Origin of the sequence: Mitsuokella sp. UBA4253, assembly GCF_002395285.1 — a bacterium.
Classification (GTDB): domain Bacteria; phylum Bacillota; class Negativicutes; order Selenomonadales; family Selenomonadaceae; genus Mitsuokella; species Mitsuokella jalaludinii.
This window is the reverse complement of sequence record NZ_DGWR01000013.1, coordinates 37200-50892: the sequence shown is the minus strand read 5'-3', so window position 1 is coordinate 50892 and position 13693 is coordinate 37200. Positions and strand designations below refer to the sequence as shown.

The 13693-nt window shown below is 61.2% G+C and carries 10 protein-coding genes and 2 tRNA genes; 8 read left to right on the top strand and 4 right to left on the bottom strand.

The window, feature by feature from the left end; translation table 11 throughout:
* Positions 1–7: 7 nt before the first annotated feature.
* Entirely contained in the window at positions 8–2344 is a 2337-nt protein-coding gene (locus B2X55_RS06380; protein WP_286821379.1) for an FAD-dependent oxidoreductase, read from the top strand.
* An 86-nt stretch (positions 2345–2430) separates the two neighbouring features.
* On the opposite strand, the gene B2X55_RS06375 is transcribed toward B2X55_RS06380, so the two are convergent.
* Positions 2431–3888, bottom strand: a complete 1458-nt coding sequence (locus B2X55_RS06375; RefSeq protein ID WP_286821378.1) for an MATE family efflux transporter — start codon at positions 3886–3888, stop codon at positions 2431–2433.
* Positions 3889–3969: 81 nt separating this feature from the next.
* Between B2X55_RS06375 and B2X55_RS06370 the strand changes: the two genes are divergently transcribed.
* The 5 genes from B2X55_RS06370 (at position 3970) to B2X55_RS06350 (ending at position 9160) form a co-directional block, all read left to right on the top strand.
* Complete coding sequence (locus B2X55_RS06370; protein ID WP_286821377.1) at positions 3970–4830, top strand: MerR family transcriptional regulator; 861 nt, start codon at positions 3970–3972, stop codon at positions 4828–4830.
* 8 nt (positions 4831–4838) lie between these two features.
* Complete coding sequence (locus B2X55_RS06365) at positions 4839–5699, top strand: LysR family transcriptional regulator (RefSeq protein ID WP_286821376.1); 861 nt, start codon at positions 4839–4841, stop codon at positions 5697–5699.
* Positions 5700–5819: 120 nt separating this feature from the next.
* On the top strand, positions 5820–6113 hold the full coding sequence (locus B2X55_RS06360) for a hypothetical protein (RefSeq protein WP_278519991.1): 294 nt from the start codon (positions 5820–5822) through the stop codon (positions 6111–6113).
* A 167-nt stretch (positions 6114–6280) separates the two neighbouring features.
* Positions 6281–8038: a subtype B tannase gene (locus B2X55_RS06355; RefSeq protein ID WP_286821375.1), complete on the top strand. Its 1758-nt coding sequence runs from the start codon at positions 6281–6283 to the stop codon at positions 8036–8038.
* A 243-nt stretch (positions 8039–8281) separates the two neighbouring features.
* Complete coding sequence (locus tag B2X55_RS06350; protein WP_286821398.1) at positions 8282–9160, top strand: LysR family transcriptional regulator; 879 nt, start codon at positions 8282–8284, stop codon at positions 9158–9160.
* Between the two features lie 66 nt (positions 9161–9226).
* On the opposite strand, the gene B2X55_RS06345 is transcribed toward B2X55_RS06350, so the two are convergent.
* The 3 genes from B2X55_RS06345 to B2X55_RS06335 form a co-directional block, all read right to left on the bottom strand.
* On the bottom strand, positions 9227–10714 hold the full coding sequence (locus B2X55_RS06345) for a class I adenylate-forming enzyme family protein (RefSeq protein WP_278821648.1): 1488 nt from the start codon (positions 10712–10714) through the stop codon (positions 9227–9229).
* 138 nt (positions 10715–10852) lie between these two features.
* Positions 10853–12247, bottom strand: coding sequence for an amino acid permease (locus B2X55_RS06340; RefSeq protein ID WP_036378462.1), 1395 nt, complete (start codon positions 12245–12247; stop codon positions 10853–10855).
* 139 nt (positions 12248–12386) lie between these two features.
* Entirely contained in the window at positions 12387–13109 is a 723-nt protein-coding gene (locus B2X55_RS06335; RefSeq protein ID WP_055160428.1) for a phosphatase, read from the bottom strand.
* Between the two features lie 176 nt (positions 13110–13285).
* Between B2X55_RS06335 and B2X55_RS06330 the strand changes: the two genes are divergently transcribed.
* Positions 13286–13362, top strand: a tRNA-Val gene (locus B2X55_RS06330).
* Positions 13363–13408: 46 nt separating this feature from the next.
* Positions 13409–13485, top strand: a tRNA-Val gene (locus B2X55_RS06325).
* The last annotated feature ends 208 nt before the right edge of the window (positions 13486–13693 follow it).

Here is a 13693-nt window from a genome sequence, read left to right as displayed (position 1 = left end):
GAGCTTAATGTTTAAGATAGATACCATGAAAGGGCATGAACGCATGTCCACCCAGGACCTGCTCCTGGCCATCGGCGAAGCCGTCAAGCAGGGCGAGACGGACTTTGAGATCAAGGCCTCCGGCCAGCACGACATCGGCGGTCCGCTCTGGCATCCGGAAGGCAAGAAGCTGCACTTCCACGTCTGGAACGCCGGCCAGCGCACGGGCTCGATGTGCCTGCCGGGCACGGAGATCGTCATCGAGGAGTCGACGTCGGCTGATGTCGGCTGGCTCAACGCCGGCGGCATCATCACCGTCAAGGGTGATGCCGGCGATACGGCCGGCCACTGCTCGTCGGGCGGCAAGATCTTCATCGGCGGCCGCGGCGGCACGCGCACGGGCTCTCTGATGAAGCATGACCCGCTCTACGAGGAGCCGGAGCTCTGGATCCTCAAGAATGTCGGTTCGTTTTCCTTCGAGTTCATGGGCGGCGGCAAGGCCGTCGTCTGCGGCTACGACAGCGCTGATTTCGACTCGGTGCTCGGCGAGCGCGCCTGCGTCGGCATGGTCGGCGGCACGGTCTACGTGCGCGGCCCGATCGGTACGCATCCGGCTGACATCATCTGCTCGGCTCTCGACGAGGACGACATTGCCTTCCTCGCGGGCGGCATGGATGACTTCCTCGCGCACATCGAGCGCCCGGAGCTCAAGGCCGAGCTGACGGACTGGAGCGAGTGGCACAAGCTGCGCCCGCTGACGGCTGCTGAGCGCAAGCCGAAACCGGCACCGGACCTCCATTCCTTCCGCCTGCACGAGTGGGTCAAGGGCGGTATCTTCTCGGATGTCGCACACGACGACTTCGCCGTCCACACGACGATCTCGCACGGCCTCTACCGCCTGCGTGTGCCGAGCTGGGACAATGCAGCGTACGCCGCACCGTGCGAGTTCAACTGCCCGACGGGCATCCCAACGCAGCTGCGCTACAAGTACATCCGCAACGGCGAGCTCGACAAGGCCATCCAGCTCGAACTCGACTACACGCCGTTCCCGGGCTGCGTCTGCGGCTCCGTCTGCCCGAACCCCTGCATGGATGCCTGCACGCGCGGCACGATCGATGAGCCGATCCAGATCGGCGACCTCGGCTACAGCTCCGCCTTTGCGAAGGTAGAGCCGCCGAAGGAGAAGACGGGCAAGAAGATCGGCATCATCGGCGGCGGCGTCGCCGGCCTCTCGACGGCCTGGCAGCTCGCCCGCAAGGGCCACGATGTCACGGTCTACGACGATGCGGATAGCATCGGCGGCAAGCTCGAGCAGGTCATTCCGCGCGGACGCCTCTCGCACGAGCTGCTCGAATTCGAGCTCAAGCGTATCGAGAGCGTCGGCGTCACGTTCGTCGAGGGCTGCAGGGTCGATCGTGAGAAGTTCGACAAGATCCGCGAAGCGAGCGACGCCGTCGTTGTCGCGACAGGCGGCACGAAGTCCCGCTTCTTCCCGTGGGAAGGCGTCGAGCACCTGACGATGGGCCTCGAGTACCTCAAGTCCATCAACCGCGGCGAGCACCCGAAGACGGGCAAGAAGGTCGTCGTCATCGGCGCCGGCAACTCCGGCATGGATACGTGCCGCGGCGCCTACGAGATGGGCGCTGAGTCCGTCATCGCAGTCGATGTCCAGAAGCCGGCTGCCTTCGAGAAGGAGATCGCCTACTTCGAGGGCCTCGGCGGCAAAATCGTCTGGCCGTTCTTCACGAGCAAGATCACGCCGGAGGGCGTCTACGGCAATGACGGCCGCTTCATCGAAGCCGACCAGGTCATCGTTTCCATCGGTGAGGAGCCTGTTCTCGACTTCCTGCCGGAGGACGAGGGCATCGAGTACTTCCGCAAGAGCTGGCTCGTGCCGAAGAAAGACCTCTCCATCACGGACGGCGTCTTCACGGCCGGCGACACGATCAAGCCGGGCCGCCTGACGGATGCCATCGGCAGCGGCCGCAAGGCTGCCTGGTACGTCGACCAGTACGTCATGGGCAAGGAGTACAAGGCATTCCCCGAGAAGAAGCAGGTCCCGGCAGAGCGCCTCTCGAAGGCATACTTCGAGAAGTGCCACCACTGCGAGCTCGGCGACCCGGTCAGCGACTACAAGCGCTGCGTGAGCTGCGGCACCTGCCGCGACTGCAAGATGTGCCTCGAGTCCTGCCCGGAGAAGGCCATCAACCGCATCGAGCACGAGGATGGCACTATCGAGTACACGAGCGACCCGAAGCGCTGCATCGGCTGCGGCATTTGCGCCGGCGTCTGCCCGTGCGGTGTCTGGACCATCAAGGACAATCCGGAAAAGATCCCGATGTACTCCACGGGCGCCAAAGCCTGAGCATCGAACGCGTATATAAAATCAGCCTTTCCGCAACAAAGCGGAAAGGCTGATTTTTTGTTTCACGTGAAACAACGAGGCGTGTGTCAGTCGGCACGGTATGATGTTTCACGTGAAACACGTCCTCGTGTGTGATGGCGGTGATGATAGAGCGCTCTAGCGCTGAAGTCGCGCATCCTGGCGGCCAGCAGGAAGAGGCCGAAGATCAGGGCTGTGATGTCGGCGGCCGGCACGGCGAGCCAGACGCCGCGCAGTCCGAAGAGGTGCGGCAGGGTCAGAAGGAAGATGACGATGCCGAGCAGGTTGCGCGCGAATGACATCAGGGCCGAGGTGCGGCCATCGGAGATGGCTGTGAATAAGCCTGAGATGAAGAGGTTGAAGCCGCAGAGCAGGAACGAGAGTGAGAAGAGCAGGAAGCCCTGGTGCGTGAGCTCGTAGACGTGGCCGCCCTGCGGCAGGAACAGCGAAATCAGGGGTCCTGCGAGCAGGCGGGATAGCCCAAATGACAGCAGCGCCCCGCCCGCGATGGCCATCAGGCTGAGGCGCACGAGGCGGCGCAGCTCTCCGAAATCCCTGGCGCCGAATCGGTAGGAGAAGACGGGAGCGACACCGTTCGTGAAGCCCATGTAGATGGCCGTCAGCAGCATCTCGGCGTAGAGGATGACGGAGATGGCGGCGACGCCGTCGGCACCGGCGTAGCGGAAGGTCAGGATGTTGAACAGGAAAGTCGTGATGCCGACGGAGAGCTGTGTGACGAGCTCCGAGCTGCCGTTGTACATGGCCTGGCCGAGCGCGCGCCACTCGAGCGGCGCCTTGGTGAAGCGGAGCGTCCGGCTGCTGCGCCAGAAGTAGGTGAGGCCGATGACGGCGGAGAGCAGGTCAGCGATGCCCGTCGCAAGGCCGGCGCCGAAGACGCCGAGACCGAGGTGGGCGAGGAAGAGGTAGTCGAGGCCCGCGTTCGTCAGCCCTGCCAGCACAGAGACGCGGAAGCCCTGCATCGGCCGGCCGTCAACGATGAAGAATGCGTTGAAGAGGATCATCAGCGCGGCAAAGGGGAAGAAGGGCAACAGGGCGTAGAGATAGCTGCGGCAGTCCGCGAGCAGCTCTGGCGAAGCGCCGAGCAGGAAGAGCAGCCCGTCTCCTGCGGCAACGGCGAGAATGGCCAGGGCCGAGGCGAGCGCGACGGCAGTCACGGTGATCAGTGTGAAGCGGCGGCGTGCGGCCGCCGTGTTCCCTTCGCCGAGATTCTTGGCGACGAGGGCCGAGCCGCTCGAGGCCAGCATGATCGCGAGGCCGAGCACGAGGTTGATGACGGGGTAGACGATGTTCGAGGCGGCCAGCGCATCGCTGCCAGCGAAGCGGCCGATGAAGATGCCGTCCGTCACCGTGTAGAGTGAGATGATGATCATCATGCCGATGGACGGCGCGGCGAAGCGCAGCAGGCTCCCAAGGGTGAAATGGCGGGCGAGCGGCGATGCCTGCTCTGCCCGCTTCGTTCGCGCGGTCTGTGCAGCTTGTCTGTCTCTTGTCGTAGTCGTTGTCATATCTATCAAGATCCTTTCAGAAAAATGTCCTATACTCATGGTAGAGTATACAGTGACTGTAAAGTCAAGGGGGCATGAAGTATGGAAGGCGGTCTCAACTTCCAGACCGGGGAGTTCGCAAAGCTCTGCGGCGTCAACAAGAGGACGCTGCACTACTACGATGAGCAGGGCATCTTCTCGCCCGACCACGTCGGGGAGAACCACTATCGCTACTATTCGGCGCGCCAGCTCTACCCGTTCATCATGATACGGCTGCTGCGCCAGATGGGGCTGGAGCTCTCCGAGATTCAGGACTATATGCGCCACCGCAGTCCCGAGCGTCTGAGCCGCCTGCTGGCCGAGCAGGAAGACTGGCTCGACGCGGAGATCCAGAAGCTGCAGTACATGAAGGAGATCGTGCACAACCAGCGCCAGATGCTCGCGCTTGCCAAGGACATCTGCTGTGACACCGTACGCATCGAGCCGTGGCCAGAGGCCAATCTGATCTGCTCGGGCTCGGTCCGGCAGATGATGCTCAAAGAGGACCACGCTGGCATCGAGCGCGCGCTCATGGCGCACATGCGCTACATCATGGAGCACGGGCTGAATTCCGGCCTCGTCTTCGGCGCCATGGTCAGGCGGGCGGATTTCCTCGAGGGCGATGGCCATCTCCTATCGCGCTTCTTCACCGTGACGACGCGCAGCGTGGCAACTGTGCCGCCGGATGTGCTGTTCGTCCGGTCGGCGGGGCGCTACCTCGTCACGTACTTCCGCGGCGACTACATGAAGACAGGCGCCGCCTACGACAGGCTCCGCGACTACCTGCAATCACATCCGGCCTTGCATGCCGGTGCCTATTCGTATGAGGAGAGCATCTTGGAGGACCTCAGCACGGCCGACCCGCGCGGCTACCTGACGCGCGTGGGCATATGGCTGCAGGACGACAGCAAGAGAGAGGAATGAGAACCATTATGGATTTGAAACAATTGCGTTATTTCATGGCGATCGTGGAGGAGCGGCAGATTACGGCTGCCGCGAGGCGGCTGCACATGGCCCAGCCGCCGCTGAGCAATCAGATGAAGATGCTCGAGGAAGAACTCGGGTTCACGCTCTTTAGCCGCGGCCCGCATCACATCGAGCTGACGGATGCCGGCAGGCTCTTCGCCGCGCGCGCCAAGGAGCTCCTCGAGATGGCCGCGGCGACGAAGCGAGAGCTGCGGGATTTCAAGCAGGGGCTCAGCGGGACGCTGGCCCTCGGCACCGTCTCGTCCTCCGGCGGCATCTTGCTCCAGGAGGGCATGCGCGCCTTCCGGGAGACGTATCCGCGCGTCCAGTTTGAGATCCACGACGGCAATACGTATCAGCTCATCGAGCTGCTGGAAAAGGGGCTCATCGAGATCGCCATCGTGCGCACGCCGTTCAATGCCGCGCATTTCAACTGCAAATACCGGAAGCCGGAGCCCATGATCGCCGCGATGACGGAGGACCTCGACTGGGCCCCGGAGCGGGAAGCGATCCGCGTGGAGGAAATGCCGGGAAGGCCGTTGATCCTCTACCGGCGCTTTGAGCAGCTGCTCATGGATACCTTCGCCGCGCACGACGTTACGCCCGATATCGTCTGCCGCAACGACGATGCGCGCACGACGATCCTCTGGGCCAACGCCGGCCTCGGCGTCGCCATCGCGCCGGCCGCTGCCGTGAACCTCGCGGCCCACAACCATCTGCACGTCAAGCGCATTGATGAACCGTCCCTGGAAACGCGCCTGGCCGCCATCTGGCCGCGCAGCCGCTACCTCTCGGCTGTCGCCAAGCACTTCCTGCAATCTTTTTGACTGAGTCAATTAATTTAACGGAAATTCAACTTCTATTTAAAGGGAATACAAGACGGTTTGCCTATAATACAAGCATCAAACGAGATACAGACTCGCTCGCAAGAGAGGAGAGACATAGTCATGATGAAATGGAAAAAAGGCATGGCCGCCCTGATGGCCGGTATTATGAGCTTTGGCGTGCTGAGCACGACGTTGGCCGTCCCCGCAGAAGCAGCCTCGCATCACTACGAGGACTCGAATTGGCATTCGCGCCATGACCACCAGGTCGAGAAGCAGCGCCACGAAGCACATGAGCGCTGGGAGCGCGAGCACCGCCGCACAGAGAAGTCCTCGAAGGGCCACTCGACAGGTGAAGTCACGACGGCCGCCATCCTCGGTGCCGTCGTCGGTGCTGTCATCGCCAAGAATACCTGATGCTTGTGTACCGGGAAATAAATTCGCTCCCGAGGCGTCCAGGAGAAGGAAAACGCCACTGCTCTGGCGAAATCATTACGTTGAAATACGAGAATTAAAGACCGCTGTTCTGCAAAGAAAAGCGGTTTTCTTTTTGTCATGATGATCATGAAAGGATGGGGATATCCATGAACTTGAAGCAATACGTCCTGACGGCTCTGGCTGTCAGTGCCCTGACCATGCCTTGGGCACCTGGCGTGACGCAGGCTGCCGCTGCCGATGCTGCGGCGCAGCCGGCAGCTGAGCCTGCTCCGCAGGCAGTGAGCAGCGCGGCGGCCGCCACGGCCAAGACCGTCAAGGCAGACGCGCCAATCAAGGTAAAGCAGACAAAGTACAGCCTGAAGTTCGATGCGAAGAACTACACGAAGGAGACGCTGCAGATCGACGGACAGGCGGTGGCCTTCCGCGCTTACCGCAACGTCGTCTACGTCGCCAAGCCGGCATCGGCGGCCGCAGAGTCCATGAGTGTCTTCATCCCGGAGGCGTATTTCCAGAAGGGCGGCACGGTCAATGGCTATACGAAGGAGACGGCGCCGATCTTCCTGCCCAATGGCGTCGGCGGCTACATGCCGGGCGACAGCAAGGAGCCGAGTGACAGTGACCGCATGAGCGGCGGGGCCAATGCCTCGCTCGTCGCCCTCTCGAAGGGCTATGTCGTGGCGGCACCGGCTGTCCGCGGCCGCACGACGGTCGGCGCTGACGGCAAGACGTACGTCGGCAAGGCGCCGGCCTTCCTCGTCGACTACAAGGCGGCCGTGCGCTACCTGCGCTACAACCGCCACCGCCTGCCGGCCGGCAACACCGACAGGATCATCTCGGACGGCACGAGCGCGGGCGGCGCGCTCTCGGCTCTGCTCGGCGCCACGGGCAACAGCAAGGAGTACGATGCTGAGCTCCGGGCCGTCGGCGCGGCAAATGAGCGCGACGACATCTTCGCCGCGATGGTCTACTGCCCGATCACGAACCTCGACCATGCTGACATGGCCTACGAGTGGATGTTCAACGGTGTCAATACAGCATATCAGCGCAGCGCGCAGATGAGCCTGCTGCTGCCGCTGAAGGCAGGCTCCATGCCGGGAAGCCTTCAGGTGGGCGGCAAGACAGTGCCGCTCGGCCCGGGCCCTGTCGTCCAGGGCGACAGCAGCGCTGTGACGGACCGTCCCGACAATGCGCCGGCGGAGAGCAATACTGCGACAGAGATGACGCAGGAGGAGCGCGTGGCCTCGGACCAGCTCAAGGCGCTGTTCCCCGACTACGTCAACAGCCTCGGTCTCAAGGACCGTCAGGGGCGCGCGCTGACGCTCGACGAGGACGGCACGGGCAGCTTTGCCGACTACATCAAGTCGGTCTACGCCGCTTCCGCGCAGTCGGCCCTCGATGCGGGCGAAGACCTCTCCGGTCTCGACTGGCTGACCATCGAGGACGGCATGGTCAAAGACGTGGATCTTGCCAAGTATGCCGCCTGGGCGACGCGCCTCAAGGCGGCGCCAGCCTTCGACAAGTTCGACCGCAGCGCTCCCGAGAACGATGAATTCGGCACGACAGACGACACGCCGCGCCACTTCACAGGCTTCTCGCTGACGCGCGACAAGGAAGCCGGTGCGACCATGGCGACATGGGACGATGTCCGCCGCATGAACCCCATGTACTTCATCGGTCAGCAGGGCGCCGCTGTCGCGCCGCACTGGCGCATCCGCCACGGAGCCAAGGACCGCGACACGAGCCTGGCCATCCCGGCGCTGCTGGCCCTGAAGCTGCAGAACAGCGGCTATGACGTCGACTTTGCCTCGCCGTGGGGCAAGGGCCATGCCGGCGACTACGACCTCGATGCGCTCTTCAGCTGGGCCGACGGCATCTGCAAGGCAGCGGACACGCGCAAGAAATAACAGCATATGCCTCACGATTCGTGAACTCAATCAAGAGCATCTCGCAGACTGCGGGATGCTCTTTTTTATTAGAAAATAAGCAGTAAACAAAAAATAAATGGTGTTCTTTCTTACAGCGAGCATTCATAGCTTCATGCTATAATAGAATGTGACAGAATCGCAATGAAAAGAAAGAGAAGTGCACGGGTTGAGCGCGGCGCGCTTCTCGCTTCTCGTTTATCAGGAAAGGTGAATCGTATCATGATGACATTGACGCAGATGCGTTATTTCTATGAGGTCTGCCAGTGGCAGAATATCACGAAGGCCGCCGAGCATCTCCACGTCTCGCAGCCGACAATCAGCGTGGCGATGCAGACGCTCGAGGCAGAGACGGGACTGAACCTGTTTCACCGCGAAGGCCGGAAGCTCGTCGTGACGCCGGAGGGCAGCAAGTTACTTGTTAAGGTCAACCACATTTTAAGCCAGATGGACCAGCTCGAACTGGAGATCCAGGACATGGCGCACAACCGCAATCACATCCGCATGGCGTTGCCGCTGCAGATCGGCACGCGCTTCCTGCCGCGCATCCTCGGCGAGTTCCGTCGCACGCATCCGCAGATCAAGCTCGAGATCATCGAGTCGGGCGGCATCAGCGCTCTGCAGATGGTTGAGGACGAGAAACTCGACATCGCCCTGACGAACTACACGACAGGCTTCAGCCAGAAGCTCCGTTACCAGAAGCTCTACGACTGCGAATGCTGTTTCGTCACGTACCCGTCCCATCCGCTGGCCAAGCGCAAGGCCGTCTCGTTCGCCGATTTTGCCGATGAAGAGCTCGTTATGCTCGACAGCCACTACTTCATCTACCGCATGGTCCACGACCTCTACGCCGCACACAGCTGCAAGCCTCGCATCATCCACTTCTCGCCGTACCTCCACACGATCAAGAACCTCGTCGAGCGCGGCATCTGCTCGACCTTCCTCGCCCGCCAGGCCGTGCTTCCCGACGAGAACCTCGTCGCCGTCTCCCTCGAGGAGCCCTTCTACATCAACTCTGGAATCGTCACCAAGAAGGGCCGCCAGGTCTACGAGGACGAGCAGCAACTCATTGATTACCTGCAGGAAATCACGAAGGAGATGTAAAGGCAGACACAAAAAATGAGAGACTTTCAGAGGAAAGTCTCTCATTTTTGCTGTTCTCTTATTTCGTTATTTCGCGTTCTTCTTGGCGAGGAAGTCCTTGAGGATCTGGCGCTTGGCGATCTTGCCGGTCGAGGTGCGCGGCAGGGACGGGAGCTCGTGGAACTCGCGCGGGATCTTGTAGAGCGCGAGGTTGGCCTGCAGGAACTTCTTGAGCTCGCGGATGTTGATGGAGGCGCCGTCGTGCAGGCTGTAGAAGCAGGCGCCGGCCTGGCCGCGCAGCTTGTCGTCGATGCCGACGACGGCGGCTTCGCTGATGCCCGGGAACTGGTAGATGAGCTCTTCGACTTCGCGCGGGTAGATGTTCTCGCCCATGCTGATGATCATGTCCTTGATGCGGTCGACGATGTAGATGTAGCCTTCTTCGTCGGCGCGGGCGACGTCGCCCGTGTGGAGCCAGCCGCCGCGCAGCGCGTTCTTCGTCGCGTCGGGCAGGTTCCAGTAGCCGAGCATGATGTTGTCGCCCTTGACGATGAGCTCGCCGGCTTCGCCTTTCGGCACTTCATTGCCGTCGGAGTCGATGAGCTTCCAGGCGACGCCCGGCACGACGGGGCCGCAGGAGCCGACTTTCGGCTTTTCGGGCGGATTCATCGTGACGACCGGCGACGTCTCGGAAAGGCCGTAGCCCTCGCAGATGTCGACGCCGAACTTGTTCATGAAGTCCTGCTCAATCTGCAGAGGCAGCGTCGTGCCGCCCGAGACGACGAGGCGCAGCGAGGCCATGTCTTCCTTGCTCGCGAGCTTCGTCAGCAGGCTGCAGATCGACGGCACGATGTAGAGGTCGTTGATCTTCTCCTCGCGGATGACGCTGATCGTCTCTTTCGGCGTGAAGGAGTCGAGGATGACGATCTCGGCGCCGCAGTAGAGCGGGTAGAGCACGGAACAGGTCCAGCCGAAGCAGTGGTACATCGGCAGCACGCAGAGCACGTGGTGCTCGCGCTTGCAGTGCATGATGCTCATCTGGCTGGCGTTGGTGACGAGATTGCGGTGCGAGAGGACGGCGCCCTTCGGCGAGCCCGTCGTGCCGGACGTGTAGATGATGACGCAGGGGTTCTGCTCATCGAAGGTCGGCGGCAGGGACGGCGCAGCCGGGATGCTCGCGTCAATCTTGCCCATCTGGCGGATGTCGTGCTGTGTCACGCGCATGTCGCAGCGCAGGGCGGAGAGCGCGTCGACGAGGTTCAGCGGCTGGTACGTCAGGATGTGGCGCGAGCCGGAATCCTTGATGATGTAGGCAATCTCGCGGTTGCTGAGCTGGAAATTGATCGGCACGGCGATGGCGCCGAGCGAGGCAATCGCCATGTAGGCGTAGATGTAGTCCGCACTGTTGCGGGAGAAGATGCTGACACGGTCGCCGACGCGGACTCCGGCAGCGTAGAGGCGGTTGCGGCAGGCTGCGACGTGCTCCTGCAGTTCGCGGTAGGTGATGCGGCGCTCGTGATCGACGATGGCGAGGGAATCAGGCTCCCCCTGGCAGATCAGTTCATGTACAAACATTCTATTCCCTATTCCTTCCTCAGGAGCAGAGATGCTCCTGTAGCACAGGACAATTCTTCTTCGTTACAGCCTTAATTTTATACCAGGTCATAATTTTTGTCAAAGCATAATGTACCAGCGGCGTGATTTTCGCCGCACTCATTCCTCGTCGTCGTGCGGATGCGCGAGGGCGCTATGCTGGTAGCTGTAGCCGAAGTAGACGAGGCAGCCGAAGGTGCACCAGACGATGAAGCGGACCCAGGTCTCCCAGGGCAGGTGGTACATGAGATAGCCGCAGGTCAGGACGGCGAGCGGCGCGATGAGCCAGACGAGCGGACAGCGGAAGGTGCGCGGCACGTCCGGCTTCGTGATGCGCAGGACGAGGACGCCGATGGCCGCGACCAGGAACGCGGAGAGCGTGCCGATGTTGGCCATCTCGGCGATGACGCCGATGGGGACGAAGCCCGCGATGATCGAGACGAAGATGCCGCCCATGACGGTGACGATGTACGGCGTGTGGTAGCGCTTGTGGATCTTGCAGACGCGCGCTGGGACCATGCCGTCGCGGCTCATGGCGAAGAAGATGCGGGCCTGGCCGTAGAGCAGGACGAGCAGGACGGTCGTGATGCCGGCAATGGCACCGACACCGACGACGGCGGAGCCGAGGTTGTAGCCGATGTAGCGCAGGGCGAAGGCAACTGGCTCCGGGTTGTTGAGCTCGGTGTAGGGCACGATGCCCGTCAGCACGCCGGCGACGACGACGTAAAGGGCGGTGCAGATGACGAGCGAGCCGATGATGCCGATCGGCAGGTCGTGCGACGGGTTCTTGCATTCCTCGGCGCTCGTCGCGACGGCGTCGAAGCCGATGTAGGCGAAGAAGACGATGGCCGCGCCGCCGAAGATGCCCGAAACGCCGAACGGCATGAAGGGCTCCCAGTTCATCGTGTCGACGTGTGGGATGGCGAGCAGCAGGAAGATGGCGATGGCCGTGAGCTTGACCCCGACGAGGATGCGGTTGAGCTTCGTGCTCTCCTGCGTGCCGCGGATTAGCAGGACGGAGAGCAGCAGCGTGATGAAGATGGCGGGGATGTTGATGATGCCGCCGTCTGCCGGCACGTGTGTCAGCGCGTGGCCGGGGTCGATGCCCGCCGAGAGCAGGAGACCCGTGACGTAGCCTGACCAGCCCGAGGCGACGGCGCTCGCGGTGACGGTGTACTCGAGGATGAGGTTCCAGCCGACGATGAAGGCGATGAACTCGCCGAGCGATGCATACGTGTAGGTGTAGGCGCTGCCCGAAGCCGGCACGATGGAGGAGAATTCTGCGTAGGCGAGGCCGGCGAGCGCACAGGCGAGTCCGGAGATCATGAAGGAGATCGTGACGGCCGGGCCCGCGTACTTGGCGGCGGCGACGCCCGTCAGGACGAAGATGCCTGTGCCGATGACACAGCCGATGCCGAGCAGGATGAGGTCAAAGGCGCCGAGCGTCTTGGCCATGCCCGAATGAGCAGCCGTCTCGCGCATCTGCTCAATACTTTTGGTACGGAACAAGTTCATTTTTTACCATTCCCTTTTCTGTCTACAATACATTAGCGCAGCATGATAAATAAGATTTACAACGTTACTATTATAAGTAAGGAAAAAGCCTCCGTCAATATGACAGAGGCTCTGTAAGGCAAAATACAGGGCAGAGGCGTCAGGCGCGGATCCACTCCTTGAATTTCTCCGGCGAGCTGTTGATGACGAGTTCTTCCGGGAAATCGGCCTCGCGGATGACTTCTTCCGAGAGCGCATGATTGCCGACATCGAGGTCGATGTGCGCATCGCTGCCCATGATGACGTGCGTGCCGTACTTCTTGCAGGCCTGAAGCATCTTCTTGGCGAGGTCGCGCGAGCCGGAGCGGCTGCCGCCCGGGCGGTAGGAGCTGTTGTTGCACTCGAGCAGGACGTGGCGCTCCTTGGCAGCCTTGGCAATCTTGTCGAAGTCGACCGGGAAGCGCGGATTGTCCGGATGGCCGATGATCTTGACCTGCGGGATCCACATGGCGCTCATGATGGCCGTCGTGTTGTCGAGTTCTGTACCCGGATTGATGCAGGGGTCGTGCAGGCTCGCGATGGCGTAGTCGACGGAGCGCAGAGCCTTCTCCTCGAGGTCAACCTTGCCCGTCGTGTTCAGGATGTTGAGCTCCACGCCCATGAGGAGTTCAACGCCGGCTTCCTTGCCGTAGACCTCGCGGTCAAAGATGCGCAGGTTCTCGAAGTAGAAGCGGTGCGTCGAGCCCGGCATGGCCGGTGCGTGGTCGGCGATGCCGACGAGTGCGAGCCCCTTCTTGCTGCCAGCTGCAATCATCTCGCGGATCGTGTTGTAGGCATGGCCGCTGGCCAGCGTGTGCATGTGGACGTCGAGTAAGTCTTTCATAAAATCAATCCCCCAAACAATTGATAGTATCCTGCCCCTCATTATACCACGATACTGTGTTTGGAGGGGGTCAGATGGGGGCAAATCGAGGTGCCAAAAATTTTTTCAAGAAATTTGGATTTACCTGTTGACATTTCGAGGGGACTCCTTTATAATAAATCTTGTCGTTAAGACATGGGGTTATAGCTCAGTTGGTTAGAGTGTCTCGTTGACATCGAGGAGGTCACAGATTCGAATTCTGTTAACCCCACCATTTATGAAAGATGAGGTTTCGTCGAACGGCGAAACCTTTTTTGTTTGCTCGCTTAGCTCAGTTGGCTAGAGCATCTCCGTCACATGGAGGGGGTCGGGGGTTCGAATCCCTCAGCGAGCACCATATTGACATCCAGGCCGTGCGCATTGCGCACGGCTTTTATTTTTGTCTCTACTTGTTTTTGGGGAATGATGCGCCTGTGCGGATCGGCTCTGCTTCCTATATTGTAGGAAACGGGCGGGTACATTGACACTGGGGCCCGCAAGATGATATGATAGATAAGGGAATATTGGTAACTTCTCCAAACTCAAAACGAGACTTTCCGGAGGCA